The sequence below is a fragment of the Sphingomonas sp. MMS12-HWE2-04 genome (genome assembly GCF_044881185.1).
Lineage (GTDB): Bacteria > Pseudomonadota > Alphaproteobacteria > Sphingomonadales > Sphingomonadaceae > Sphingomonas.
On record NZ_CP173254.1, the window covers coordinates 2,143,085 to 2,169,605 of the forward strand.

General features: G+C 67.5%; 25 protein-coding genes and 1 tRNA gene. 6 read left to right on the plus strand and 20 right to left on the minus strand.

Annotated elements, in window-relative coordinates; genetic code table 11:
• Positions 1-4 precede the first annotated feature (4 nt).
• From AB2M62_RS09805 to AB2M62_RS09860, 12 genes are all read right to left on the minus strand, one after another.
• Positions 5-1,897 (minus strand): XrtA/PEP-CTERM system amidotransferase, encoded by a 1,893-nt coding sequence (locus AB2M62_RS09805; RefSeq protein ID WP_404333360.1) that lies wholly within the window; start codon positions 1,895-1,897, stop codon positions 5-7.
• Complete coding sequence (gene xrtA / locus AB2M62_RS09810) at positions 1,897-3,426, minus strand: exosortase A (protein ID WP_404333361.1); 1,530 nt, start codon at positions 3,424-3,426, stop codon at positions 1,897-1,899. The genes AB2M62_RS09805 and xrtA overlap by 1 nt, the downstream gene beginning before the upstream one ends.
• Complete coding sequence (locus AB2M62_RS09815) at positions 3,423-4,619, minus strand: TIGR03087 family PEP-CTERM/XrtA system glycosyltransferase (protein ID WP_404333362.1); 1,197 nt, start codon at positions 4,617-4,619, stop codon at positions 3,423-3,425. Before AB2M62_RS09815 ends, xrtA begins: the two co-directional genes overlap by 4 nt.
• Positions 4,619-5,692: a FemAB family XrtA/PEP-CTERM system-associated protein gene (locus AB2M62_RS09820; protein ID WP_404333363.1), complete on the minus strand. Its 1,074-nt coding sequence runs from the start codon at positions 5,690-5,692 to the stop codon at positions 4,619-4,621. Before AB2M62_RS09820 ends, AB2M62_RS09815 begins: the two co-directional genes overlap by 1 nt.
• Positions 5,689-6,531, minus strand: a complete 843-nt coding sequence (locus tag AB2M62_RS09825) for an XrtA system polysaccharide deacetylase (RefSeq protein WP_404333364.1) — start codon at positions 6,529-6,531, stop codon at positions 5,689-5,691. The genes AB2M62_RS09820 and AB2M62_RS09825 overlap by 4 nt, the downstream gene beginning before the upstream one ends.
• A 6-nt stretch (positions 6,532-6,537) precedes the next feature.
• Positions 6,538-7,629: an ExeA family protein gene (locus AB2M62_RS09830; RefSeq protein ID WP_404333365.1), complete on the minus strand. Its 1,092-nt coding sequence runs from the start codon at positions 7,627-7,629 to the stop codon at positions 6,538-6,540.
• A gap of 9 nt (positions 7,630-7,638) precedes the next feature.
• Positions 7,639-9,231 (minus strand): hypothetical protein, encoded by a 1,593-nt coding sequence (locus AB2M62_RS09835; RefSeq protein WP_404333366.1) that lies wholly within the window; start codon positions 9,229-9,231, stop codon positions 7,639-7,641.
• The gene (locus tag AB2M62_RS09840; protein ID WP_404333367.1) at positions 9,228-10,295 is read right to left on the minus strand and encodes an AAA family ATPase; all 1,068 of its coding nucleotides are present in this window, start codon (positions 10,293-10,295) and stop codon (positions 9,228-9,230) included. The genes AB2M62_RS09835 and AB2M62_RS09840 overlap by 4 nt, the downstream gene beginning before the upstream one ends.
• Positions 10,296-10,300: 5 nt before the next feature.
• Positions 10,301-11,815: an XrtA system polysaccharide chain length determinant gene (locus AB2M62_RS09845; RefSeq protein ID WP_404333368.1), complete on the minus strand. Its 1,515-nt coding sequence runs from the start codon at positions 11,813-11,815 to the stop codon at positions 10,301-10,303.
• Between the two features lie 10 nt (positions 11,816-11,825).
• Positions 11,826-12,470, minus strand: a complete 645-nt coding sequence (locus AB2M62_RS09850) for an XrtA/PEP-CTERM system exopolysaccharide export protein (protein WP_404333369.1) — start codon at positions 12,468-12,470, stop codon at positions 11,826-11,828.
• A 133-nt stretch (positions 12,471-12,603) separates the two neighbouring features.
• Positions 12,604-13,803: a pyridoxal-dependent decarboxylase, exosortase A system-associated gene (locus tag AB2M62_RS09855; RefSeq protein ID WP_404333370.1), complete on the minus strand. Its 1,200-nt coding sequence runs from the start codon at positions 13,801-13,803 to the stop codon at positions 12,604-12,606.
• Positions 13,800-15,296 carry an acyl-CoA ligase (AMP-forming), exosortase A system-associated gene (locus tag AB2M62_RS09860; protein WP_404333371.1) on the minus strand — a complete coding sequence of 499 codons (1,497 nt, stop codon included), beginning with the start codon at positions 15,294-15,296 and terminating at the stop codon, positions 13,800-13,802. Before AB2M62_RS09860 ends, AB2M62_RS09855 begins: the two co-directional genes overlap by 4 nt.
• 70 nt (positions 15,297-15,366) lie before the next feature.
• Between AB2M62_RS09860 and AB2M62_RS09865 the strand changes: the two genes are divergently transcribed.
• The 3 genes from AB2M62_RS09865 to AB2M62_RS09875 are packed head-to-tail and all read left to right on the plus strand — an operon-like array spanning position 15,367 to position 17,056.
• The gene (locus AB2M62_RS09865) at positions 15,367-15,639 is read left to right on the plus strand and encodes an acyl carrier protein (protein WP_404333372.1); all 273 of its coding nucleotides are present in this window, start codon (positions 15,367-15,369) and stop codon (positions 15,637-15,639) included.
• Positions 15,636-16,277: a hypothetical protein gene (locus AB2M62_RS09870; protein ID WP_404333373.1), complete on the plus strand. Its 642-nt coding sequence runs from the start codon at positions 15,636-15,638 to the stop codon at positions 16,275-16,277. Before AB2M62_RS09865 ends, AB2M62_RS09870 begins: the two co-directional genes overlap by 4 nt.
• Positions 16,265-17,056 (plus strand): hydrolase 1, exosortase A system-associated, encoded by a 792-nt coding sequence (locus tag AB2M62_RS09875; protein WP_404333374.1) that lies wholly within the window; start codon positions 16,265-16,267, stop codon positions 17,054-17,056. Before AB2M62_RS09870 ends, AB2M62_RS09875 begins: the two co-directional genes overlap by 13 nt.
• A 21-nt stretch (positions 17,057-17,077) precedes the next feature.
• Here the strand turns inward: AB2M62_RS09875 and trxB are convergent, their stop codons facing one another.
• Together trxB and AB2M62_RS09885 are read right to left on the minus strand one after the other, a co-directional pair.
• The gene (trxB, locus tag AB2M62_RS09880) at positions 17,078-18,049 is read right to left on the minus strand and encodes a thioredoxin-disulfide reductase (protein WP_404333375.1); all 972 of its coding nucleotides are present in this window, start codon (positions 18,047-18,049) and stop codon (positions 17,078-17,080) included.
• Positions 18,050-18,185: 136 nt separating this feature from the next.
• The gene (locus AB2M62_RS09885) at positions 18,186-19,403 is read right to left on the minus strand and encodes an NAD(P)/FAD-dependent oxidoreductase (RefSeq protein ID WP_404333376.1); all 1,218 of its coding nucleotides are present in this window, start codon (positions 19,401-19,403) and stop codon (positions 18,186-18,188) included.
• A 219-nt stretch (positions 19,404-19,622) separates the two neighbouring features.
• Between AB2M62_RS09885 and AB2M62_RS09890 the strand changes: the two genes are divergently transcribed.
• Positions 19,623-20,045 carry a hemerythrin domain-containing protein gene (locus AB2M62_RS09890; protein WP_404333377.1) on the plus strand — a complete coding sequence of 141 codons (423 nt, stop codon included), beginning with the start codon at positions 19,623-19,625 and terminating at the stop codon, positions 20,043-20,045.
• Between the two features lie 81 nt (positions 20,046-20,126).
• Here the strand turns inward: AB2M62_RS09890 and AB2M62_RS09895 are convergent.
• From AB2M62_RS09895 to AB2M62_RS09910, 4 genes are all read right to left on the minus strand, one after another.
• Positions 20,127-20,203, minus strand: a tRNA-Met gene (locus AB2M62_RS09895).
• A 54-nt stretch (positions 20,204-20,257) separates the two neighbouring features.
• The gene (locus AB2M62_RS09900; RefSeq protein ID WP_404339890.1) at positions 20,258-20,767 is read right to left on the minus strand and encodes a 2'-5' RNA ligase family protein; all 510 of its coding nucleotides are present in this window, start codon (positions 20,765-20,767) and stop codon (positions 20,258-20,260) included.
• Positions 20,764-22,704, minus strand: coding sequence for a potassium transporter Kup (locus AB2M62_RS09905; protein ID WP_404333378.1), 1,941 nt, complete (start codon positions 22,702-22,704; stop codon positions 20,764-20,766). Before AB2M62_RS09905 ends, AB2M62_RS09900 begins: the two co-directional genes overlap by 4 nt.
• A 184-nt stretch (positions 22,705-22,888) precedes the next feature.
• Positions 22,889-23,362, minus strand: a complete 474-nt coding sequence (locus tag AB2M62_RS09910) for an Lrp/AsnC family transcriptional regulator (protein WP_404333379.1) — start codon at positions 23,360-23,362, stop codon at positions 22,889-22,891.
• 135 nt (positions 23,363-23,497) lie between these two features.
• Here AB2M62_RS09910 and ald point away from each other — a divergent pair, with 135 nt between their 5' ends.
• Entirely contained in the window at positions 23,498-24,604 is a 1,107-nt protein-coding gene (ald, locus tag AB2M62_RS09915; RefSeq protein WP_404333380.1) for an alanine dehydrogenase, read from the plus strand.
• Positions 24,605-24,747: 143 nt separating this feature from the next.
• On the opposite strand, the gene AB2M62_RS09920 is transcribed toward ald, so the two are convergent.
• Together AB2M62_RS09920 and AB2M62_RS09925 are read right to left on the minus strand one after the other, a co-directional pair.
• On the minus strand, positions 24,748-25,248 hold the full coding sequence (locus AB2M62_RS09920) for an SRPBCC family protein (RefSeq protein ID WP_404333381.1): 501 nt from the start codon (positions 25,246-25,248) through the stop codon (positions 24,748-24,750).
• On the minus strand, positions 25,232-25,588 hold the full coding sequence (locus AB2M62_RS09925) for an ArsR/SmtB family transcription factor (RefSeq protein WP_404333382.1): 357 nt from the start codon (positions 25,586-25,588) through the stop codon (positions 25,232-25,234). The genes AB2M62_RS09920 and AB2M62_RS09925 overlap by 17 nt, the downstream gene beginning before the upstream one ends.
• A gap of 135 nt (positions 25,589-25,723) precedes the next feature.
• Between AB2M62_RS09925 and AB2M62_RS09930 the strand changes: the two genes are divergently transcribed.
• Positions 25,724-25,936 (plus strand): DUF3072 domain-containing protein, encoded by a 213-nt coding sequence (locus tag AB2M62_RS09930; protein ID WP_404333383.1) that lies wholly within the window; start codon positions 25,724-25,726, stop codon positions 25,934-25,936.
• The last annotated feature ends 585 nt before the right edge of the window (positions 25,937-26,521 follow it).

Consider the following 26,521-nt stretch of genomic DNA (forward strand, 5'->3'; position numbering starts at 1 on the left):
TTTGCTATCCGAACAGCCGCGAAAGACTGCGTTCGAGCATCAGCAATTGCCACAGCGTGCGGCCATGCTCGGCGCGACCGGCGCGGTGATCGGCGGCGAGCTTCTCGATCGTCGCGACCTGGAACCAGCCGGTTTCGACGAGCAGCTTGGACCGCGCCAGCCCCGCAGCCTCGTCGGCCAGCGCCTTGCGGAACCAGGCGCTGATCGGCGTGACGAACCCCATTTTGGGCCGATACAGGATCTCGCGCGGCAGCCAGGGCTCGAGCGCCTTCTTCATCAGCCATTTGCCCTGCCCCGCCTTGATGCGGAGGGCCGGCGGCAGCGTCGAGGCGAACTCGACGAGGCGATAGTCAAGCAGCGGCTCCCGCGCCTCGAGGCTCACCGCCATGCTGGTGCGATCGACCTTGGTGAGGATGTCGCCGGGCAGCCAGTGGCGGATATCGGCATATTGCGCGCGGTCGAGCCCGTCGCGCGCGGGCGCCTCACGCATCGCCTCGACATAGCGCTGCTCGGCGGTGTGCCCGTCGAGGCTGCGCCGCGCGGCCTCGGTGTAAAGCCGGCCGCGCAGCTCGGGCGTAGTGACGCCCACCGCCTTGGCATAGGCATGCTCGCCGCCCTCGGCGAGCGCGAGCAGCGTCGTCTTGGCGCGGAACGCGCGCGGCGCCCAATCGGCCTTGGGATAGAGCCGGCCCAGCGTCCCGAAGATATTGGCCCGGATATGCTCGGGGAGCAGCCCGCGCACGCGCTCCTCGGCAGCGAAGAACTTGTAGCGGCGATAGCCGGCAAACGCCTCGTCGGCGCCGTCGCCCGACAGCGCCACGGTCACGCTCTCGCGCGCCAGTTCGCAAACCCGGTATGTCGGCAGCGCCGAGGCATCGGCAAAGGGCTCGTCGAACGCGGCGACCAGCGTGTCGATCAGCGCGAAATCGTCGGCCGCGACCTTCCGACTGCGATGCGCAGTCGCGAAGCGTTCGGCGACCAGCGCCGCGTGCGCCGTCTCGTCATGGTCGGCCTCGTCAAAGCCGATCGTGCAGGTCTTGACCGCGGCCTTGCTCGCCTCGGCCATCAGGGCCACCACTGCGCTGCTGTCGACCCCGCCGGACAGGAAAGCGCCGAGCGGCACGTCCGCCACCATCCGCGATCGCACCGCTGCGCGCATATGCGCGATCAACTCGGCCTCAAGGTCCTTGGGCTTGCCGCTCGCCCGCTTCGAGAAGTCGACGTCCCACCAGCGCACCGGCTCGGGCACGTTCTGCCCGCGGCGCAGCAGCAGGAAATGGCCGGCAGGAAGCTTGCGCACGCCCGCCATGATCGAGGCGTCGTCGGGGACATAGCCGAGCCCGAGATAATCCTCGATCGCATGGAAATCGGCGGCGCGGCGGAATAGCGGGTGCGCGAGCAGCCCCTTGAGCTCGGAGGCGAAGGCGAAGGCGCCGTCGGAAAGCTCGGTATAGAAAAGCGGTTTTACCCCGAAGCGGTCGCGGGCGAGGAACAGGCTCTGCTCGGCCGCGTCGTAGAGTGCGAAGGCGAACATGCCGTTCAGCCGGTCGAGCATCGCCGGGCCCCATACCCGCCAACCATGGAGCAACACTTCGGTATCGCTATCGGTGTCGAAGCGCGCGCCCTTGGCTTCCAGCTCGGCGCGGACTTCGCGGAAATTGTAGATCTCGCCGTTGAAGCTCACCACGGCGGCGCCGTCGGGCGTCGCCATCGGCTGGACGCCGCCTTCGAGATCGATGATCGCCAGCCGGCGGTGCCCGAGGCCCACGCCCGGAGCGGTCCACACGCCCGAACCGTCCGGCCCGCGATGCGCCAGCGCATCGGCCATCACGGCGATGCGCGCGGGATCCACCGGCTTGCGGGTGACGGGGTAGTAAAGCCCCGCAATGCCGCACATCAGCGCGCGCCGGAGAAACGGTCGGCGAAAGCCTCGAGCGGGCCAAGCGCGTCGAGCAGGTCAGAGATCGCGCCGCGCGAATCCATGTGCTCGCGCTCAGCGGAGAGCAGCACCGCCACCCCTGCCTGGTTGCCGCCCAGCATCTTGGCCTTCAACGTCTCGAACTTCACGCGATTGTCGCTCCCGGTCAGCGTATCGCCGACGCGGTACCAACTAACCGTCTCGCGTTCCACCCGGCCGGGACCGATCATGCGCAGCGCGTGCCCGCCCGAAAGCGCGGGCAGGTCCTCGATGCGCACCCAGCGATCGTTCTCACGGATCGGGCCGATGCCGAAGCCGACGAGTTCCTTGCCCTCGTGCTGCGTCGCGAAAACGGCGACGGCGAGGTCCACGGCCCTGCCCTGCCCATCGACATAGCGCGCCATCAGCATCCGATCGGCGCCGGGGAAGTTGGGTACCCAGGTGGCATTCGGCGCCAGCGGCACGCGGCGCCAGCCGGCGACTTCGGGAAGCTCGGCCGCGTTCAGCGTCGCCGCGCGGGCCGCGTTGAGCGCGGCCCAGCCGGGAAATGCGCTCGCCACGGCAAGCACCAGCAGCGCCGCGACCGGTGCGTCGATCCGCCGCCTGACCGGCGTCTGCAAGGTCGCGGGATCGAACCAGGCCGCATCGGGATCGCGATCGAACCATTTCCAGCCGATCGCCAGCACGGCCGCCATCACCACTGCGAAGAACACCCAGCCATAGACGATATGATCCATGCCGGTGGCCGCCTCGACCGAAGTCCACCAGGCGGCATAGATCGTCCCGAACGCGCGCAGCCCGTTGGCGATCACCGGCACGACCAGCGCCACCGCGAGGAACACTGCACGCCGCCGCCACGCTACGAAGCAGACATTGGCGACCAGCGCCCCGAACGCGATCATCGCGATCAGGAACTTGGCGCCCGAACACGCCTCGGCGACTTCGAAGAAGCCGTTCGAGGTGGTGATCAACACGCCGTCTACGCTTGCCGGCACGCCGAAGAGATGGAGCAGCGGCATTACCATGCCGACGGTGATCGTCTGGAGCGGGCCTTCGAAGAATTCGCCGAACGGGACCTGGAACGCCATGTACGCGATTGGAAAGGCGAGCGCGCGGGCGACATTCGGCCCGAGCAATGTTACCACTGCGCCCTGCAGCATCAGCACCAGCCCGGCATGGCGGAACAGCGCAACGCTGGCGGCGTCGCCGAGCAGCCAGCCGAACCCGCCCGCACCGACCAGTACGAGCCCCGGCCACCAGGCGGCGGGCCGCACTTGCGCCAGCTCGGCGCGGCGCTGCCAGACCAGCCAGCCGATCACCGGCGCGACGAACAGGCAATGCCCGAAGGTGGTGTTGGTCCAGTAGATCCGCGCCAGGTCGATCGCGTCGCGGTGGAAGAGCAGCAGCAGCGCTGCCCAGGCGCCGGCCAGCAACGCGGCGTGGCGCTTCCAGCGCGCGTCGAACGCAGGCGTTGCGGCGAAGTCGCGGGCGGGGAACGCAACCGTCATGCCGCAGCCGACGCCTGCCAGCCGAGCAGCGCATCGAGCGGCGCCAGCCGAGCCTCCCAGCCATAGCGCGCCACCACGCGCCGCCGTGCCGCTGCACCGAGCGATGCCGCATCCCAGGGATTGGCCAGCACTTCGATCAGCGCGGCCGCGATCCCGGCGGCATCGGCGCCGACCCGGATCGTGCCGTCATGGTCGATGCCCTCGGCGGCGGCAGCGGAGGCGACCACCGGCCGCGCCATCGCCATGCCTTCGAGCACCTTGTTCTGGATGCCGCGCGCCAGCCTGAGCGGCGCGACGACGGCGTCGGCATGCGCGAGCCAACCGCGGACATCGGCGACTTCGCCGGTAACGAATACGCCCGGATGTCGCGCCAGCGCACGCACTGCCTCGCTGGGGTTGCGCCCGACGATCGCGAAGCTGGCGTTCGGCTGCGCGGCGCGGACCAGCGGCAGGATCGCCTCGGCAAACCAAGTCACGCCTTCGATATTGGGGCGATAGTCCATCTGCCCGGTAAACACGATCAGTGGCTCGCCGGCCTCGACAGGCGCAAAGGCCGCCGCGGGATCGTAATGCCGCGTGTCGATGCCGTTCTCGATCACGTGGACACGCTCGGCACCGGTGCGGGCGCGGAACAGCTCGGCCTCGGCGGCGCTGACGAACAGGCTGGCATCGGCACGCGTCGCCACTGCGGCCTCATGGGCCATCAGCAGCCGCGCCTCGCGGGCGAGCATCCAGGCCATCGGTCCTTTGGCGTCGGCGGCATAGGCGGCGAACTTGGCCGAATCCATGTCGACGAAGTCCATGATCACCCGCGCCTTGGTCTCACGCGGGACGTACTGCGCCATCTGACTGGAGAAGACGAAGATCGTGTCGATCGGATGCCGGGCGAGCAGGTTCGTAACCGCGCGGTGCATCGCCGCATCGTCGAACGCCGTCAGCGACACCGGCCGGCGCGAGGCGAGCGCCTGCACCGCGGCCACCGCCTGGCGCTTCCCGCGCCACAGCAGCGCATGCTCGCCGCCCAGCGCCGCCAGCCCCGCATGCGGATCGAGGTCGCCGGGCGCATCGCCGAACGCCGCGAGATGGACCCGCGCGTGCTTCGCGAGATGCTGGAGCAGATGATAGCCGCGGATCTTGTCGCCGCGATCGGGCGGGAACGGCACGCGGTGCGCGAGGAAAAGAATGTCGCCCATCAGCCGAGCCCGCGGGCGATCCACGGTCCCAGCCGGTTGGCGAGCCACAGCGGCATGCGCTTCCACGCTTCCACCTTGCGGCTGTATTTCGGATCGAGCGGATTGACGCTGCGCTTCTCCGCACCCTCGGCACTGCGGCTGAAATAGGTCAGCGGCGCACCCTCGAAGCCCCAATTCTTCTTGAACGCTGCCGCGCCGGTGCCGGTCTTGGAGCGGCCGAAATCGAACCGCGTGCAGCCACGCGCGCGCGCGTGGCGCATCAGCGCGAAATACATCGCGTCATTGGCGCGCAACGCCCGCGCCTCGCCGGTGCCGCCGCCCCAATAGGGATAGACGACGCCCTTCCAATAGAGGCTGAGCACGCTCGCCACGGCCTGCCCCTGATGGCGCACGGTCAACACATCGGCGGCCGCATCGAACTCGCGCAGCACCTGCGCGAACAGCGCGCGCGGGAACACCGGCGTGCCGAGGTTGCGCACCGATTCGGCATAGACCGCATAATGCGCCGCGCGCTCGGCAGCGCTCGCTCCGGTGGTGATTTCGAGATCGAAGCCCAGCGCCCGACGGACCTCGGCGCGCTGCTTGCGCGGAATCGCGAGCAATTCGGCATCGTCATCGGCGGCGATCGGCCGCACGAAGCCCAGATAGGTCGTGTCGTCGACGGTCCAGTCCGCGCCGGGGTTCAGCCCGCCGCGCAGCTCGACGCCGGGGCAGCCCAGCTTCTGCGCCAGCGCCCAGGTGGCATCGGCAAGCTGGCCGACCGCGCCGGGATGCTCGGCGAGCACGCCCCCGCCCACGCCGAACCCGGCCGAGACCAGCGCCTTGCCGAAAAGCGGCGATCGGATCTCGGTGAGCGGCAGCACCCCGGCGATCTCGCCATTGCCGCGCTCGGCGAGCAGATAATGGCTGCGCTGGCCGCAGCCCCGCGCCGTGGCGATGCTCCACGCCGGCAGATGAAACGGCGTGCCGTCCGCTTGTTCATGGACCCATGCGCCGATCCGCGCGCGTTCCAGCGCATCGCCGAGATCGGCGGTGCGCAGCGTCAGCGGCTTGGCGAGCAGCGGGGCGTTCATGCCAGACGCGCCGCCTCGCGCGCGGCGACGGCATCGACCCGGCCCCAGGCGTGCCCGGCGATCAGCCGCTCGAGCTTGCCCTCCATCGCGCCCAGCCGGGTATAATGGCGGATGCGCGACTTGAGCGGCGCATTCCGCACCCGCGGCTGCGCGGGATCGATTTCCCAGGGATGGAAATAGAAGATCGCGGCAGCGTCGCCGCCATTGGCGCGCTTGACCGCATCGGTGGTCACCCGGCTCGGCAGCATCCGGAAGAAGCCGCCGCCGGCGGTCACTTCGCGGCCCAGCACCCGCGCGATCGTGATCGGCAGCTCGATCAGCGATTCACCCGCCACCGGCCGGAAAGCGCCGCGCGGTGCATCGTGCCAGCCATAATGATCGTGGCGGATTGGGGCGACGCTCGACGAATAAGCATAGCCCTCTTCGGCCAGGATCGCGTGCGCCCAGGGCGTGCGCGTGTCGATCGAGAAGCTCGGCGCACGATAGCCGGTGACGGCGGTGCCCGAGGCATCCTCCAGCGCGACGCGTGCCGCGGCGAGGTCGTCGCGGAAATCCTCGGGGCTCAGCGTGAAGACGCGCTTATGATCCCAGCCATGGCTGGCGACCTCGTGCCCGGCCTCGGCGATGCGGCGGATCAGCGCAGGATAGCGATGCGCCACCCAGCCCAAAGTGAAGAACGTCGCCTTGACGCCGCCGCGCGCGAACAGATCGATCACGCGATCGGTATTGCCCTCGACGCGGCAATCGAGCCCGTCCCAGTCCGAACGCGCAATCGTGTTCTCGAACGCGCCGACCTGGAACCAGTCCTCGACATCGACCGAAAGCGCGTTGACCGGCATTGCGGATCAAGCCGCAGTGCTGTGGAACGCCGAGAGATCGGGCCGCCGCGCGGGTTCGCCGCTCTCGACCCAGTCGACCAGCAGCGTCAGCACGCGGCGCAGCGCCACATCCTGCTGCTGGAGCTGGCTCTCGAGCTGGAGGATGCGCTGCTCGAGCGCGCCGTTCTCCGCAGGCTTGGCGGCGGCTGGCGCCGGCGCGACGCGCGGCTCGGGCGCGGGCGGCACGATGTCGCGCAGGAAGATGTCGGTGCGGCGGCGCGCAGGCTTCTCGTTGGCGATCAGCAATTCGGCATCGAGGTCGGCAATCACCGCGGCAAGGTCGTTGCCGCTGAAGCTGTCGATCTGCTCGACCGCGCCGAACAGCAGCACGCGGCTGGCGAGCTGGTTCAGCCGGCGCGGGATACCGCCCGACCAACGATGCATCGCCGCGATCGCATCGTTGGTGAAGCGCGGCTTGCCGCGCCAGCCGACGACCGACAGGCGGTGGAGCAGATAGGGTTCGACTTCGTCGGCATCCATCGGGGCAAGATGGTGCATTGCGATCACGCGCTGGCGCAGCTGGTCGAGCTTGGGATCGGCCAGCGTCACGCGAAACTCGGGCTGGCCGAGCAGGAAGATCTGGAGCAGCGGATAGCCGCCGGCCTGAAAGTTGGAGAGCATGCGCAGCTCCTCCAGGCTCTCGAACGGCAGCGCCTGCGCCTCGTCGATCACCAGCAGCGTGCGGCGGCCGCCGCGTGCGACGTCGTGCAGACCGCGCTCGATCGCGGCGAGCATCTCGGCCTTGGGCGCGTGGCCCAGTTCGATGTCGAGCCCGGCGCCGACGGTGCGCAGCAGGTCCTCGGGGCGGAGCTGGGTCGAGACGATCTTGACGACGTTCAGCCGATCCTCGTCGATCTCGCCGAGCAGATGCCCCATCAGCGTGGTCTTGCCGACGCCGGGATCGCCGGTGATCACCACGAATCCCTCGCCCTGGCTCAGGCCATAGCCGAGATAGGCCATCGCCTTGCGGTGCGTCGCGGTGTCGAACCAGAAGCCCGAATCAGGGGTCAGCTGGAAGGGCCGTCCGGTCAGTCCGTAGTGATCGTGGTACATGGTCATGTCCCGAGCTTAGAAGCCGTACCGCAGGCCGAGAAGCGCCTGCGCTTGCGTGTTGTTGTCGCCGTCGCGCTCGAACCCGAACACGCCGACCGACGCCGTCGCGCCCAGCGGGCCGAACTGATGCGTATAGGCCGTGTTCGCGCCATAGCCGACAAGGCCGTCGGCGCCCGGCAGGCTGCTGGTGTAATAGCTGCCGAACAGGCTGGTGCTGAGCTGGCCGTCGCGACCGACATTCTGCGAGGCGAAGAGCTGGCCATAAACGCTCTCGTCCGCGGTGCCTTCGGTGGTCGAGCCCGAAGGCGCCAAGAAGCTGCGCCGGCCATAGCCGCCGCCCACGCCGAAGCGGGTGCCGCCGCGGCCGAACACCGCCACGCCTGTTACCCCGCGGGCGCGATAGGCCGAAGTCGTCGCCGAGGCGAAGACGTCCGCCAGGCAGCCACCTGCGGCCGCGCCGGTGGTGCCATAGATGCAGCCGCTGAACTGGTTGCCGAACGGATCGGTGGTCGCCTGGAAGCTGGTCGGCATCGAGGCGAGCGCGCCGCCGAGTTGCTGGCCGAAGGTCTCGACGCTGTCATAGACGCCGATCTGGATGCCGCTGCCCGGGCCCATCTGATAGCTGAACGAGCCGTTGTAGCTGAGCGAGTCATAGCGCCGGCCGACGCGCGCTTCGAGGAAGGTGCGGCGGCTGGGGCGCCAGATCACGCCGGCATCCCAGAATACGCCGTCGAAATCATAGGCGATGCGGCGCGGCGAATTCGGATCGGTGACGAAGCGGCCGGCGCCGTCGGTCACCGGTGCGCCGGTGGTGCCGCGCAATGCGTCGCGCTGGCTGATCCGGATTTGCTCATAGCCCACGCCGGCAGTGAGCGCGACGCCGCGCCCGACCGGCAGGACCACGTCGCCGCGGCCATATTTGCCTTCGTAGCGCTGGTCGAGCTGGCCGGCATCCTCGCGCGTGTACGATCCGCTGGCCGTGATGCCGACCGGCAGCACCGTGCCCGATTTCACCCCGGCGCTGGCGGTGGCGACATGCACCTTCGAATCGTCATAGCGGTCGAGCGGCGGCGAACCTGCGGGAACCCCGGTGGCGCCGGGCGCCTCGACCTTGGTGTAGCCAAAGCGATAGGCGGCATTGACGAAAGCGGCGCCGACATGCGTCGCGATATTGGGGCCGACATAGGCCGAATAGACTTGGCTCGAATTGCGGACATTGCCTTGGCTGGTGCCAAGCGCGTCGCCCCGGATATCGGCCCGCGAGCGCGTTGCGATCGCGCCGCCTTCCAGCGTCACGTCGCGCGCGATCACTGCGCGGCCCTGCGCCAGGCCGCTATGCGTCTGGTCGTTGGCGAGACTGCCGTCATAATCGAAGCGGCGCTCATATTTGTAGCTCACCTGCACCTGGACGCGGCGCGTGTTCATCGACGCGTCGATGCCGGCGGCCAGCGTCGAATAGGTCAGCACATCGCCGCCGTCCGAGAGATCGGCGGCAAGCACCTGGCTCGCCTCGATATAGGGCGTCACCTGCAGGCGCTTCTCCTGCGCCGCTGCGGGCTGCGCCGCGCAGGCGAGCGCGAGTGCGCCAGGAACCAGATAGCGGGTCACCGGCCCGACTCCCCATAATAGCTGCCGAACCGGCGCCCGCCCGGCTGGAATGAGACCGAGTTGAGCACGAGCTGGACATGCTCGCAGGCGTCGAGCGTGGCGACCGCCTCGCGCAGTTCGCCTTCGCTGGTCCGGTCGGCACGCACGACGAGCACGACCTGGCCGACATGCGATGCCAGCACAGAGGCGAGCGAGGCAGCAAGCGCGGGCGGCGAATCGAAGATCACCATGCGGCGTGGATTGGCCGCGGCAAGCCGGTCGAGGATCGCGCGTGCGCGGTCGCTGGCCAGCAGCTCGGTATCGCTGTTGCTCTTGGTGCCGGCCGGCAGCACCGAAAGCTGAGGAATGTCGGTGTCGACGATGCAATCCTCGACATCGCCCACGGTGCCGGCCAGCGCATCGAGAAGGCCGCGACCTTGCGGCACGCCGAGGCGCTCGAGCACGTCGGGCTTGGCGAAATCGGCATCGACCAGCAGGATCTCGACGTCCTTCTCGGCCGCCATCGAGAGCGCGAGGTTGATCGCACAGAAGGTCTTTCCCTCGTCGGGCTGGGCTGAGCACACCAGGATCATGCGCGCCTTGTCGGCGGCCTTGGCAGTCCCCTCGGCCGCAACGGCGCGTGCGGTGAGCAGCAGCTGGCGCTTCACCATGCGGAATTCCTCGGCCAGCGCATCGATATGCGCGCCGGGAACGATCATCCCGCCTTCGGCCAGCCGATCGCGATCGATCGGCGCCCGGCGGCGGCCGGTACGCGCCCAGACGGGCTCGGGTTCGACGACCGGCATCGGTTCGGCGATCGGACCAAAGGCCGCTTCGATCGGCTCGGGCGCCTCGAGGACGATCGGCGTGTCGATTTCGATCGGCGCTTCGGGCGCGGGCTGCGCGACGGGCTCGATCATCGGTTCAGGCGCGATGACCGGCTCGGGCGCGGGCTCGGCCGGCGGCACCGGACGCGGCGCGCGCTTGGGCGCCTCGTCCATCGGCGGCAGCGGCGCATAGTCGAACTGCGCGGCGGCGCGTTCGAGCAGCGTGCCCTTGAAGCGGCGAGGCGTATGATCGTTCATGGCGCTCAGGCCCCCATGCCGCGCTGAAGGAATTCTACGCCGACAAGACCGAGCCAGGCGACGCCCAGCGCCACGGTGCCGCCGGCGAACAGCGTCAGCCGCTTGCGCCGCATCGCGGTCTGCGCCGCGGTGACGACTTCACCGATCGAGCCGATCACCGGGATGCCACTGGCGCGCTCGAGCTGGCCCGCGGTCGAATAGATGGTGCGCAGCTTGCCCAGTGCGAACGCCGCGGCGACGCCTGCGCCGAGCCCGGCGATCAGCACCGCGGTCAGCAGCATCGGGCGATTGGGCGAGGTCGGCGCACGCGGCTGCGCGGGCGGATCGACAACGTTGAACTTGGCGCCTTCCGTCTCGCTCTCTGCCTGGCCCTTGATGCGCACCTGCTCGCGATCGGCAAGCAGCTTGTCATACTGGTCCTTGAGCACCTGATATTCGCGGTCGATCTGGCCCTGCTCGGCAGCGACGCCGGGCGCGCTGGCGATTTTGGTATCGAATTGCGCCAGATCGCGTTCGATTTGGTTCTTGCGCTCGACCAGCGCGGCAACCTGCGACGACTTGTCGGCACGCATCGACTGGAAGCTGAGATAGAGCGGGTTCGACGACCCTGCCGCGGCACCGCTGACCACCGGCTCGTTGCGCGCCGCGGCGGTTGCCGAGGCGAGCTGGTTGCGCAGCGCGATCATGTCGGGATGGGCGTCGGTATAGCCCTTGGACCGGGCGTCTGCGATCTGACCCTGGATCGCCGCGAGGCGCGCGCGTGCCGGCCCGAGCGAGGCGCCGCCGCCGGCACCCGCGACGTTGATCGGCGTGCCCGCCATCTGCGCGTTGACGGCGTTGAGGCTGCTCTGCGCCGCCGCGAGGTCCGACTGGACCTGGGCCAGCTGGGTGCGTGCCGCGCCGATCCGGTCGTTGAGCGACCCGGTGCCCGGCAGGTTGCCCAGATAGCGCGCCTGGAAGTCGGCCTTCTTGGCTTCGGCCTCCTGCAGCGCCTTCTGGCGCGTCGAGAGCTGGTCGTCGAGGAAGCGCAGCGACTGGCTGGTCGCGTCGCGATTGTCGGCGAGATTGGCCTCGACGAAGATGTCGATCAGCTTCTGCGCGATCTGCTGCGCAAGCTTGCCGCTCGGCGCCGTCACCGTGATCTCGAACAGATTGTCCTGCTGCGCGGTCAGTTTGATCGCCTGTTGCAGCCCTGCCACGCGATCGGCGATGTCGCGCTCGCTCGAAACGGTGCGCGCCAGGTCGGTGCCGCGCACCACCTTGTCGAGATTGACTGCCGAAGTCAGCGTCTGGCGGACCCGGTCGATATCCTTCTGCTGCTCGAGCGCGGTCGTGCCGTCAGTCGGCAGGATCTGGCGCAGCTGGACGAAGATGCGGGCATGCGCCTCATATTTGTTGGGCATCTGCGACACGACGAACCAGCCCGCGAGGCATACCGCCCAGGCTACGGCCAGCGCGATCCAGCGCCGCATCCATACCGCGTGGAGCGCGGCCCTCAGCTCGTCATAGAGACTGCCCATCCCGCGATCCTCAGAACATGCTTTCGGGGATGATGATCACGTCGCCCGGCTCGAGCCGGACGTTCGCCGAGACGTCGCCGTTCTTGAGCAGGTCGCCGAGGCGGATCTTGTATTCGCGCTGCCGCCCGGTCGTTTTGTCGTAGCGGACGAGGCGGGCGCGGTTGCCCGAGGCGAATTCGCTGAGGCCGCCCACCGAGATCATCGCGTCGAGCACGGTCATGTTGGCGCGATAGGGAATCGAGGCCGGCTTCTCGGTCGCGCCGACGATGCGGACCTGCTGGCTGTAGGTGCCCTGGAAATTCTCGACGATGACCGAGACGATCGGGTCCTTGATATATTCGCCCAGCGCGATCTTGAGGTCATCGGCCAGCATCGCGGGGGTTTTGCCAACCGCGGGCATGTCACTGATCAGTGGCACGGTGATTCGGCCGTCTGGGCGCACCTGCACCTTCGCCGACAGCTCCGGGTTGCGCCACACGAAGATGTTGAGCTGGTCCATCGGGCCGATAATGTATTCCTCGCCCGGCCCCTCGCGGTTGGCGACGAAGGTCGCAGGCGGCAGCTCGGGGCGCGAACCGCCGCCGCTGCACCCCGTCACCAGCGTCGCAGCCAATGCGACTCCGCCGATACCCTTGGAAAACCGATCGAAATTCATGTGCCGCGCTCCCCTCCCCATCAGCCGACGCTGCGCCGAAAAGCGGCCGCGAGCTCATGCGGATCGGGCAGGGCTATGCAGGGAGAGAGGTAAAGATAGCGTTAGGCGTGGGCAGTGACGTCATCCGCTGACGTCAACTCTGGAGAATCTCGTGCACGGGCGGATGTCCCAGAAAGGCACTCGGACTCGCGCTGGCGCCGTAAGCGCCCGAGGCGAAGATCGCAACAACGTCGCCCACCTCCGCCCGCGGCAGCGCGACCCGGTCGGCCAGCCGGTCGAGCGGGGTGCATAGCGGCCCGACGATGTTCACCACTTCCTCAGCCGGCGCCTGCATCCGGTGGGCGAGCGCAACGGGATAGTTGCGCCGCACCACCGTGCCGAAATTGCCCGTCGCCGCGAGATGGTGGTTGAGCCCGCCATCGACGACGAGGAAGGTCTCGCCCTGGCTCTCTTTGCGGTCGATCACCCGCGCCAGATAGACGCCCGCCTCGCCGACCAGCCAGCGACCGAGCTCGATCGCCCATTCCACCTTGGTAAGGGTGAGGAACGACGCGTGGATCGCGGTACCCAGCGCAGCACCGATCGCTTCCACATCAATCGGCGTGTCGCCGGCGAAATAGGGAATGCCGAAGCCGCCGCCCAGGTTCACTCGCGGCGGCATCCAGCCAGCCTGCTCGGCGAGTGTCTCCGCCAGCGCTATCGTCGCAGCCTGGGTCTGGATGATCGCCTCGGTATCCAGCGACTGCGAGCCGCTGAAGATATGAAATCCTTGCCAGTCGGCACCACTAGCGCAAATCTGCTGGACCAGCCTCGGCACCCGCGCGACATCGACGCCGAAGGGCGAGGCGCGCCCGCCCATCTTCATTCCCGATCCGCGCAGCTCGAAATCGGGATTCACCCGCACCGCGAGTCGCGGCGTCACGCCCAGCCGTTCGCCGATAGCCAGCGCGCGCGCCGCCTCGCCCTCGGATTCGAGATTGAGCGTCGCGCCCGCCGCGATCGCCGCTTCCAGTTCGAAATCGCGCTTGCCCGGCCCGGCAAAGCTCACCGCGCTTGCCGCCATGACGCCGAGCGCCTTGTCGAGCTCGCCGGCAGAGGCGACGTCGAGCCCGTCGACCAGCGGCGCGATCCTCTCAAGCAGCGCCGGCAAGGGATTGGCCTTGATCGCATAATGCACTGCGACCTGGCCCGGCAGCGCCGCCCGCAACCGCGCGATCCGCGCCGCCACGATTGCGAAATCATAGACATAGGCCGGCGTCGCCGCGTCCAGCCAGGGCAGCGCATCGAGCCCGGCGAATTCGGGCGGGATCGGCCCTATGGGCTTCGGGGTCATGCCAGTTCGGCCTTGAGCGCAGCCCGATCGAGCTTGCCGTTGGGATTGCGCGGCAGCGCGTCGCGCCAGGCATAGCGCGCCGGCTGCATGAAGCTCGGCAACACGCGCCGCAGCCGCTCGCGCAGCGCGTCCTCGCTGCCCCCGTCGCCGCGCGCCACCACTAGGATCGACTGGCCGAGCCGCTCGTCCGCTACGCCGAACGCCGCCGCCTCGGCAGTCTCGCCGCCCGCGAGCACGGCCTCTTCGATCTCGGTGGGGCTGATCCGGTTGCCTGCGCTTTTGATCATCTCGTCGTCGCGCCCGACGAAGCGGAGCAATCCGTCCGCACCCTCGACCACCGTATCGCCCGACCATGCCGCCATGCCGCCGCTTATGGCGAAACAGGGTGCCGGACGGAAGCGCTGCGCAGTCCGCTCGGCATCGCGCCAATAGCCCTGCGCGACCAGCGGCCCGGCATGGACCAGCTCGCCCGGCTCGCCGGCAGCGGCACGGCCCCCGTCGGGACGCACCACGATCACCTCGGCAAAGGGGATCGCGCGTCCGATCGAATCCGGGTGCGCGTCGATCAGATCGGGATCGAGGAAAGTCGATCGAAACGCCTCGGTCAGCCCATACATCGCGAACAGCCGGGCCCCCGGAAACCGCGCGCGTAGCCCCCGCACCAGCGCCGGGGTCAGCGCGCCGCCCGAATTGGTCAGCCGACGCAGCCGTGCAGCCGTAGCCTCGGGCCAATCGGCTTCGAGCAGCTGCACCCAGAGCGGCGGCACCCCGGCGATCGTCGTCGCGGCGAAGCGATCGACCGCCTTCACCACGTCGCGCGCGGTGAGATAATCGAGCGGTATCACTCGCCCGCCTGCCGCCCAGGTCGAGAATAGCTGGTTCTGGCCATAGTCGAAGCTCAGCGGCAGCACGCCGAGCACGCAATCCTCGGATCCGATATCAAGATAGTGCGCTACCGATATGGCTCCCAACCATAAATTGGCATGGCTGAGCATCACGCCCTTGGGCCGCCCGGTTGATCCCGAGGTGTAGAGGATCGCCGCCAGCGCCGCCGGATCGGCGTCCGAGGGCGGCAGCGCGCCGGCCGGCACCAGCTCTTCCTCGGTCACCACTCGGCACCCCTCGGGCACGTCGCCGGGCTCGAGCGCCGCGATTCGCGAGGCCTGGGTCACCAGCAGCCGCGCGCCGCTGTCGCCGAGGATATGCGCCACCTGTGCGCGCTTGAGCACCGGATTGACCGGCACATGCACGAGACCCGCGCGCGGAGCAGCAAGCGGCATGACACAGGCGGTGCGCGTCTTGGGCAGCCAGGTCGCGACACGGTCGCCCGGCGCCAGTCCCGACGCGGAGAGCCAATGCGCGATCCCGCCGACCCGCGCCTCCAGCGCGGCATAGCTCAGCGTGCCGGCCCTGTCCTCCAGCGCGACGGCGCCGGGATCGCCACGCAGCGGCAGCGTGTCGATCGGTTGCGGGACGGGATCGAGCGCAATCATCCCCTACCCATACCCTTGGCAGCGCACCCGCCAAGCCTTAGGGCAGCGAAAAATTGGTGAGGGACTGACATTGCAGCGTGAAGGGTTCGCCGAGGTCGAGAATGCGGTGCGCGCCGTGCTCCGCGACGTGCTGGGGCTGAGCGAGGAACGCGCCGCCGCGTTCCGCGAGGGTACCCCGCTGTTCGGCGCGCTGCCCGAACTCGATTCGCTCGCCGTCGCCGGCGTGCTCACCGAGATCGAGGATCGTCTCGGCATCCTGATCGAGGACGACGAAGTCGATGGCGAGATGCTCGAAAGCTTCGGCGCGTTGACGCGCTTCGCCGCGGACAAGGCGCTCGGGTGATCGAACGCTATGACTGGTCCGGCGGCAACGAGGCGATCCTTCGCTTCGGCCCGCACGAGGGACCGGTCGTGGTCGCGGCGCTGCCGCTGTTCGAAGAAGCCAACCGCACCCGCCACTTCGTCGTGACGCTGCTGCGCCGCCTCGCCGAGCAGGGCGTTGCCGGCGCGCTTCCCGATCTGCCCGGCCAGGGCGAAAGCCTGCTCCCCACCGAGGCAGTGCGTCTCGCCGATCTGCGCGCGGCCTTTGCCGGCGCGGTCCAGCATGTCGACGGCCCGGCCTATGCCCTGGGGGTGCGCAGCGGCGCGCTGGTCGACGCCACGGCGCTGCTTGCCGCCCGCTGGCACCTCACCCCGGTCACCGGCGCCGATCTGGTGCGCGAGTTGGAACGGCAGCGCCAGGCGGGCGGCGGCGGCGACTATGCCGGCAATTTCGTGGCACCCGCGCTGTTGAGCGAACTCTCTCGCGCCGGCATCGCCGCCCAGGCGCGCACCGTCCGGCTCGACAGCGACGTCGCAAAGGCCGATCTCCACGTCGCGGGCACACCGCTCTGGCGCCGCGCCGAACCCGGCACCGATGCCGAACTCGCCACCAGGCTTGCCGGCGATGTCGCGACATGGGTCCGCCAATGCGCCGTCTGATTGCCTTCCCGTGCGCCGGCGAAACGCTGGTCGGAACGCTCGACAAGGCGCCCGGCACCACCGGCCTGCTGATCGTCTCGGGTGGCAACGAGATACGCTGCGGCGCGCATCGCGGCATGGCGATGCTCGCCGCGCGGCTGGCCGAAGCGGGGCACCCCGTCCTGCGATTCGATCGCCGCGGCATCGGCGATTCGACCGGCACCAACCGCGGCTTTGAGAGCAGCGCAGAGGATATCGCGGCCGCGGTCGCGCTGCTCCGCGCCGAGGCCGGCGTCGCGCGCGTGGTCGCGTTCGGGAATTGCGACGCGGCGACGGCGTTGATCCTGTTCCACGCCGGTCTGGGTATTGACGCGCTGCTGCTCGCCAATCCCTGGCTGGTCGAGCCGCAGGGCGATCTGCCGCCGGCCCCGGCGATCCGATCCCATTATGCCGCGCGGCTGCGCGACCCGGCGCAATGGCTGCGGTTGCTGCGCGGTGGCGTCGACTTGAACAAGCTTGGCAAAGGACTGCAGAGCATCCTTGCCAGCCACTCTGTGGATGCCGGAGACTTGGCAACCCGCGCCGCTGCATCGCTCGAAGCGACCGAGGCGCCGGTCAAGATCTTGCTGGCGCAAGGCGACAACACCGCCATTGCCTTTCTCGACATCTGGAGCAGCAGCGCGTTCAACGTCGCCCGATCGCGAGTGTCGATCGAAAAGCGCGACACCGCGAGCCACAGCTTCGCCCGCGAAGGCGACAAGCAATGGCTGTTCGAACAGGTGCTTGCGGCGCTCTCTTGATCCTCCCTTTCGGGAAGCGCTTTACTCCGCTGCCTCGGCGACCTGCTCGAAATCGGCCTCGGCGAGGAAGCGCTCGGCATCCAGCGCCGCCATGCAGCCGGTGCCCGCCGCGGTGATCGCCTGGCGATAATGCTTGTCCATCACGTCGCCGCAGGCGAACACGCCGGGGACGTTGGTGCGGGTCGTGCCCTTTTCCACAGTGATATAGCCATCGGAATCGAGATCGATATGGCCGCGGAACAGCTCGGTCGCGGGATGATGCCCGATCGCCACGAAGCCGCCATCGACGTCGAGCGTCGAGAGTTCGCCGGTCACCATGTCCTTGAGTTCGATGCCCACCAGCCCGGCGACGCCGCCGCCGTCGATGAAGCGCTCGACCTTCTTGTTCCACAGCGTGGTGATCTTGTCGTTGGCAAGCAGCCGCTGCTGGAGGATCTTCTCGGCGCGCAGCGTGTCGCGACGGTGGATCAGCGTCACGTCATGGCTGTGGTTGGTGAGGTACAGCGCTTCCTCGACTGCGGTGTTCCCGCCGCCGATCACTGCCACCTTCTTGCCGCGGAAAAAGAAGCCGTCGCAGGTCGCGCAGGCGCTGACGCCCTTGCCCTGGAGCAGCTTTTCCGAATCGAGCCCCAGCCACTTGGCCTGCGCACCGGTGGCGATCACCAGCGTGTCGCCGATATAGACGGTGCCGCTGTCGCCGACCATGCGGAACGGCCGCTGGCTGACATCGACCTCGACGATCGTGTCCCATAGCATCTGCGCGCCGACATGCTCGGCCTGGGCCTGCATCTCCTGCATCAGCCACGGACCCTGGATCACCTCGCGAAAGCCGGGATAGTTCTCGACGTCGGTGGTTGTCATCAGCTGGCCACCAGGCTGGATGCCCTGCACCACGATCGGCGACAGCCCCGCGCGCGCGCCATAGATGGCGGCCGAGAGCCCCGCGGGGCCCGAGCCCAGGATCAACATGCGAGTGGAGTGCGTGGCGGTCATCGATCTTTCCGGATTGGCTGAAGGCGGCATCTAAAGGGAGCCGCCCCTTGCACGCAACATGGGCACGCATTGCCGGCACACAATGCTGTGGGCAAACAGCATTGCTGCTACCACCCAAAGCGCCCCTTGGAGCGGCCTACAGCTCCTTGAGCGCCACTGCGGTGTCGGCAAGCACTATGGGATCGGGGGAGAGGCCTTCGGTCACCAGCCTTTTGCCCTGCACATAATCCCTGGTCATGTTGACGCAGTCGAGCGCGATTACCCTGCCCTGCTTGAGATAGACCACCGAGAAGGATCGCGTCGCCGGATCGCCGCGCACCACGCTGGCGTCATGGCCGGCCGACAGCCCGATCGTCTGGAGACGCAGATCATATTGGTTCGACCAGAACCATGGCGCCGCCTCGTAGCGCGCCTCCTGCCCCGTGAGCGTCTTCGCGATCACGCTGGCCTGGTCGTTGGCATTCTGCACCGATTCGAGCCGGACCAGCGCGTCCTGGGCCCAGCGATTGACGTGGAGCGCACAGTCGCCCGCGGCAAAGACATCCGGCAGGCTGGTGCGGCACTGGCGGTCGACTGCGACGCCATTGCCTCCTGTAGCCCCGGCATCGAGCAGAGAGGCGACTTCGGGGAGAATCCCGATCCCGACGACGACGAGGTCGGTCGCGATCGTTTCGCCGCCCTGCAGCCGCACGCCGCTGACGCGCGCGTCCCCCTCCAGCGCCTCGACCAGCGCGCCCGTGCGCAAGTCGACGCCCTGGCGGCGATGCTCGTCCTCGAAAAAGCCCGACAGCACGGGCCCGGCAACCCGCGCCAGCACCCGGTCGAGCGCCTCGATCAGCACCACCGGCTTGCCCAGCTTGCGCAGCACTGCCGCAGCCTCGAGCCCGATATAGCCGCCGCCGATCACCGCGACTTGCTTCGCCTCGGGCAATTCAGCGGCAAGCTTGTCGACATCGGCGCGGGTGCGGATCGCGTGGACCCCGGCAAGGTCATACCCGGCGCACGACAGCCGCCGCGGCGATCCGCCCGTCGCCCAGACCAGGCTGCCATAGCCGACCGCTACACCGCCCAAGTCGGTGACGGTCTTGCCGGCGGGATCGACCGAGACCACCCGCCGCCCGAGCAGCATCGCCACGTTACGTTCGGCCCAGAAGGCGGGCTGGCGGATCAGCAGCCGCTCGAACGCCTTGTCTCCGGCGAGATATTCCTTGGAGAGCGGCGGCCGCTCATAAGGAAGCTCAGCCTCGTCGCCGAGGATCGCGATCGATCCGGCATGGCCGTATTGGCGCAGCGCGATCGCGCATTGCGCGCCCGCATGGCCCGCGCCGACGATGAGAATGTCGAAGTGCTGCAACTCACGCTTCCGTGCTGGGAATGGAATGGATGGCTGCGGAGCAGGTAAGCAGCCTCGCAGCCTGGCTCCAAATCGCGGCGCCCTCCATCGGACTTAGCGCCCAGCCAGAGCAAGAGCTAACGGGAAATGTCGATAGGTCGGCGTTAGACCGTCGGTAAAATACGTATACCCAATACTGCCGGAAAGGTGCTTCACTAAGGAGCAATCTGGGAGCGCACTATGAAACAGCTGCGAATGGAGCTTCTGCGGGATCACGCGGCAATCGAATTGCTTTCCAAGCGGCTTTCCAGGCTCACCGAAGCGGGTGCCAGCGCCGCCGAACTGGCACACGCCTTGAAGCAGCTCGTCGACACCGTGGCGGCGCATCTGGCGATAGAGGAAGCGGCGCTCTACAGCGAGGCAATGCAGTCGCTACCCGGTTTCACTCCCGAAGCGATCGCGCGCGCCACGAACGAGTTCGAAAAGCTCAAAACAAACTGGACGTCCTATTGCGACCTTTGGACCGCAGAAGACATCGCCTCCAATAAGCCGGGCTTCATAGCCGCCACCAAAGCCATATTGCAGCGCCTTGGCGACCGGGTTCGACTGGAGACCGATTTGCTCGTGATGGCAGGCGCGTTGGACAACAGCCGACACGCTTAGCCATTCTCGAACGAGCCCGTCGGCGCATCGGTTTTCCCTCAGCGGAGCGGGCGGCATTCGCAGGCGATCGGTGCTTGGGAATGGTAGCGGAGGAGGGACTTGAACCCCCGACACGCGGATTATGATTCCGCTGCTCTAACCAACTGAGCTACTCCGCCCCAACAGGGCTCGCTTCGGGCGAGGGCGCGACATAGGTCCGGCTTTTGCCGCGGTCAAGCGAACATGTGACGCGAATGCGCTTCCCACGGCCCGCCGCGATAATACCAGCTCGCCAGTCCTGCGATTTCGACCTCGCGCGGTGTGAAATCACGCGAGAGCGCCGCTTGCACCGCCTTGGCCAGCACCGGACGCACCTTGTTCTGGATCGTGACGTGCGGGCGCCAGCGACCGGCGTCCTGCGGCGTGAGCAACCCTGCAAACGCATCGAGCAGTCCGTCGCGAATCGCCACCAGCTCGGGCGCCTCGATCCGGTACGCCACTCCACCTCCCAGCGACATCAGCCCGGTCACCTTGGCCCGCGGCGCGCGTATTCCGCGGGTCTCTTGGCTGAGGCGATGCTTGAGCTCGTCGCCCGCGCTCGGCGGCAATTGGTGGAACAGCGTGAGGTGCGCGTCGAGGACGTTGCGCTCAGGTGGATAATGTTCGCGGCGCAGCGCATTGAACCAGGCCTGGTCCTGCCGCCCGAACAGCGCGGTGACGATAAGGGGAGCGGATGCGCTCAGATCTCGACCTGGCTTCCCAGCTCGACCACGCGATTGGTCGGCAGGCGGAAGAATTCCATCGCGCTTTCGGCGTTGCGCAGCATCCACGCGAACAGCTTCTCGCGCCAGATCATCATGCCCGGCCGGCTCGACGGCAGCAGCGTCTGGCGGGCGAGGAAGAAGCTGGTCTCCATCATCTTGAACTCGGCGCCGCATGCGCTGACCTGCTTGAGCGCCGCGGGCACGTCGGCCTCCTGCATGAAGCCATAGGACAGCACCATCCGGTGGAAGCCCTTGCCGAGATCATCGATCTTCATCCGATCGGCATCGAGCACGAACGGCACGTCCTTGATCTTCACGGTGAGCAGGATGACGCGTTCGTGGAGCACCTTGTTGTGCTTCAAATTGTGGAGCAGCGCATGGGGCACGCCCTCGGGAGTCGAGGTCATGAACACCGCGGTGCCCGGCACGCGCGTCGCCGCATTGGCCGCCGATTCGATGAAGATCTTGATCGGCATCGCGCTCTCGCGGAGGCGATCGATCATCAGCTTGCGCCCCTTGGCCCAGGTGGTGAGCAGCGTGAACACGATCAGGCCGATCATCAGCGGGAACCAGCCGCCATCGGGCACCTTGGTCAGGTTGGCGCTGAAATAGGCGAGATCGACGGTGAAGAAGATCGCCAGCAGCGGCAGCGCGTACCGCTTCTTCCACTGCCACAGTGTGAAGAGGACCACCGCGAGCAGGCAATTGTCGATCAGCATCGCGCCGGTGACGGCGATGCCATAGGCCGCGGTGAGGTTCGACGAGCTGCGGAACGACAGCACCAGCGCGATGACCATCACCATCAGCGCCCAGTTGATCAGCGGGATGTAGATCTGCCCGGCGGTCGAAGCGCTGGTATGCTCGATGCGCAGCCGCGGGATGAAGCCGAGCTGGATTGCCTGCTGGGTGACCGAGAAGGCGCCCGAGATCACTGCCTGCGACGCGATCACCGCGGCCATCGTCGCGAGGATCACCAGCGGCACCTGGAAGCCATCGGGCGCGAGCATGTAGAACGGGCTGGCCAGCGCCGCCTGGCCCTCGCGCATCAGCAGCGCGCCTTGCCCCATATAATTGAGGATCAGCGCCGGCAGCACGAAGAACAGCCACGAGACGCGGATCGGGTTGCGCCCGAAATGGCCCATATCGGCATAGAGCGCCTCGGCGCCGGTCACCGCGAGCACGATCGAGCCGAGCGCCAGAAAGGCGGGGCCTGGGTTCAGCGTGAAGAATTCGATCGCATGACGCGGATCGAGCGAGAGCAGGATGGTCGGCTCGTGGACGATGCTCAGCACGCCCAAAGTGGCGATCGTCAGGAAGTAGATCAGCATGATCGGGCCGAAGAACAGACCGACGCGCGAGGTGCCGGTGCTCTGGATCGAGAACAGCAGCACCAGGATCACCACGGCGATCGGGATCACCAGCCCGGACAGCGTCGGCGCCGCCACCGCGATGCCCTCCACCGCCGACAGCACAGACACCGCCGGCGTGATCATCGAATCACCATAGAACAGCGCCGTCGCGAACACGCCGAGCAGCACGATCCCGGCGGTCCAGCGCTTCTGCCCTGCCCGCCCCGAGATCAGCGCGAGCAGCGCCAGGCTGCCGCCCTCGCCCTTATTGTCGGCGCGCATGATGATCGAAACGTATTTCAGCGTGACGACGGCCATCATCGACCAGAACATCAGGCTGATCGCGCCCATAACATGCGGCGTATCGAGCGGCAGCTTGTGGTGCTCGTTCGCGAAGGTCTCGCGAAACGCATAGAGCGGGCTGGTCCCGATATCGCCGAAGACGATGCCGATCGCACCGACCGAAAGCTTCAGCAGCCCGTCCTGGCCATGGCCATGGCCCTGGACGGCATGCGAATCGTCGGTGGCCGGGAACGCATGCGCGCTCCCATCTGCAGCGGTGTTCACGGTTGCAGCTGTCGCGGGGAAGAAGGAACGGACCTGGTCATGCGACCTATGTTCTCGTCTGCATCAAAGAGCCCGGGCCGTTAGCACGTGCAACATTGCCGGGCAACGGGGGCAGTCCCGGACGCCTTGAGATGGTATCCCGGGGCGAGACGCGCAAGAGGGCGCAGCGGTTCCGCCAAAATCGTTACGCCGCTCCGCCAAACAGCGCATCCGCCTCGCTGCGAGTGGGCACGGCGCGCAGCACGAAGCTCGAATTGATCGTCACCACGCCGGGTAGCCGCCCCAGATGCTCGCGGTGCAGCCGCTCATAATCGTCGAGGTCGCGGCACAGGATCTTGAGCCGGTAATCCTGCCCACCCGATACCAGCGCGCACTCGACAACTCCGTCGATTCGCGACACCGCCGCCTCGAACCGGGCCAGATCCTCCTCGATCTGGGTGCCCAGCGTGATGTCGACGAGCGCAGTGATCCGGAAGCCGAGCCCGCGATGGCCGAGCCGCGCGCCATAGCCGGTGACGTGCCCCGCCGCCTCGAGTGCCTGGATCCGCCGCGTGCACGCCGATTGCGACAGGCCAACGCTCCCCGCGATCTGGCTCACCGCCGCGCGCGCATCCGCGGCGAGGAGCTTGAGGATGGCGGTGTCGATCCGGTCGGTCATGCAGGAATCTCGCGCGTCTGTGCCCGATATAGCAAATCCATGCGCAAAGCCCAGCCGCTGGCGGCGAACTTTGCAGGGATTCGCACCGGTAACTTGCGATACTATCCACGGCACAACAATTCTGGAGTGGATGCCATGCGCGTCGGTGTGCCCAAGGAAATCAAGAATCACGAATATCGCGTCGGTCTGACCCCGGCATCGGTCGCCGAGTTGGTCCATGCCGGCCATCAGGTGCTGGTCGAGACCAAGGCCGGCATGGGCATCGATTTCGACGATGCCGCCTATACCGCCGTCGGCGCCAAGATCGCCCCGGACGCTGCCGCAGTGTTCGCCGGATCGGACATGATCGTGAAGGTCAAGGAGCCCCAGCTTGGCGAGATCGCGATGCTCGAGCCGCGCCACCTTCTATTCACCTATCTCCACCTCGCCGCCGACAAGCCCCAGGCCGAGGGCCTGATGAAGTCGGGCGCGACCTGCATCGCCTATGAGACCGTGACCTCGAATTCGGGCGCCCTGCCCCTGCTCAAGCCGATGTCGGAAGTCGCCGGGCGCATGTCGATCCAGGTCGCGTCGCACTATCTCGAAAAGGAACAGGGCGGCCGTGGTGAGCTGCTCGGCGGCGTGCCGGGCGTCGCGCCGTGCAAGGTCGCGATCCTCGGCGGCGGTGTCTCGGGGATCAATGCCGCGCAGATGGCCACCGGCCAGCGCGCCGACGTGACGATCTACGACATTAGCAACGAGCGCCTGGCCGAGCTCGACATGCATTTCGGCAGCCAGATCAAGACCGCCTATGCCAGCAAGGCCGCTATCGCCGAGGCGGTGAAGACCTCGCAGGTCGTCATCGGCGCGGTGCTGGTCCCGGGCGCCGCGGCGCCCAAGCTGGTCACTCGCGACATGCTCAAGACGATGATGCGCGGCTCGGTGCTGGTGGACATCGCGATCGACCAGGGCGGCTGTTTCGAGACCAGCCATGCGACCACGCATGACAACCCGGTCTACGAAGTCGAAGGCGTGATCCACTATTGCGTCGCCAATATGCCGGGCGCGGTCGCCCGCACCTCGGCCTTCGCGCTCAACAATGCGACGCTGCCCTTCGTGCTCAAGCTCGCCAATCTCGGTGCCGAGGGCGCGATGCAGGCCGACAAGCATCTCGCCAACGGCCTCAACGTCTACAAGGGCAAGATCGCGTTCAAGGCCGTCGCCGACGATCTCGATCTGCCCTTCGAGGCATGGCACGGGTAATCCGCCCGGCTGCTGCGCCATCCAGGCGGTAGGCATAAGGCAGGACGCACTCGAAAACGGCTGCTCTTGGGATAAAATGTTCCGGCTCCGGCGGATAGGCCGGCGGAGTTTCGTCCCAAGAGCAGACGTGCCACCAATCCGCGCTAGGCGGCGCTGGCAAGCAATTCGTCGAGCTGATCCAGCTGCTCCGGCAATCCGGCCGCCGAGCCCTGCAGTGCTTCCTCGAGCGCCTCCGTGGACGGATAGCGTTCGTGGAACGTCAGCAGCGTCTTCCCGCCCTGGTCCTCGAAGGTCACCGTCGTGACCGCGCCCTCTTCGCCTTCGTCGTTGGTCCAGACGATGCGCTCGTTCGGCACCACCTCGAGGTACTTGCCGTAAAAGGCCATGGTGTCCGAGCCGCCCGTGCCGAATTCCAGCCGATATTTGCCGCCGGTCCGCACGTCCATTTCGCACGATACCAGCGAAACGCCGGTTACCGACTTCGGCATCCACCAGCGCCGGAACAGCTCGGCCTCGCTCCACGCCCGGTAAACAATGCTCGGCGGCGCATCGAAGGTCCGCGTCGCCACCAGCTCGCGATCCCCTTTGCGCTCGACGGACGTGCGGCTCGGCGCAGCACCCGCGCGGTCAACCTGCTGAGTCATCGGTTCTCTCCTGTTTCAGTTCGCTGATGATTTCGTCCAATGCGTCGAAGCGCGCCTCGAAGAGCCGGCGATGCGCCTCGATCCACTCGGCCTCCGCCTTGAGGCCGCGTTTTCCAAGCGTGCAGCTTCGCACCCGCCCGACCTTCTGCGTGACGACGAGCCCGGCCCGCTCGAGAACCTGAACGTGCTTCTTCATCCCGGTCAGCGTCATCTGGAACTTGTCCGCGAGACTGGTGATCGACGCGTCCCCTCGCCCCAGTTGATCGATGATCCCGCGACGCGTCGCATCGGCCAGCGCCGCGAAGGAGAGATCGAGGGGAGGACTTGCATACTGAACCATATGGTTCAGTGTCTAGCCTGCATGCGGCAAAAGCGCAAGCGTCGTGGCTCAACGCTCGGCCTTCGGCCCGCCAGCCCCGGAACAAAAGGAAAACGATCGCCGTTATTCCAGCGAAACCCCAGCGAGGACAAAAACATGACTGCCAACCCCAAGACCGAACCCTTCTCCAACGCCGAAAAGAATCCCGACGATTGGACTACCGGCGACGAGCGGATGACCGGCGCGCAGGCGAGCTATCTCAAGACGCTGAGCGAAGAGGCGCAGGAAGGTTTCGACGACACGCTGACCAAGGCCGAAGCCTCGAAGCGCATCGACGCCCTCCAGGAAAAGACCGGCCGCGGCGAATGAATTCTGCGTCACCCCGCCTTGAGCCGGGGCTCCGCCGCATGCGCTCGGCCTAGCGCCGGTTCGATGTGGGTGTGCTGGCGGGCGCAGGCGTCCCACTCGCCTCCGGCGAGGGGGAGACTCGGGCGCCTGCAGGGGCGGCATCGGCGGTGGTGCTTCGCCCCGCGCCTGCGCGGCTTGCATCGCCACCAGCCGGTCGATGAGCGCCAGCCGGAAGCCGAGTTCGTCGCGGTAGCTCGCGTTTTCCGGGGTCAGCGCCAGTGCCTTGGCCCAATGCGTCCGCGCCTCGGCGAAACTGCCCTGCCGAGCCTGGGCGAGTCCATAGAAGAACTCCGGGCCCGGATGCTTTGGCCACAGCAGGATCGCATGTTCGAAGGCAAACTTCGCCGGGGGCGAAATCTGGTTGCCGTCATGTTCGGACAGCGCGACTCCCAGCCAGGTCCATAGCGCTGCATCCTGCGGCGCCTTGCGAACGCCGCCGATCATCACGTTGACCGCGGCCCGCGGCGATCCGATCCGCGTCATTGCATCGGCAGCCACGAAATAGGAGGCGTCGAAATTGAACCGGCCGAACATCGCATCGCGCAG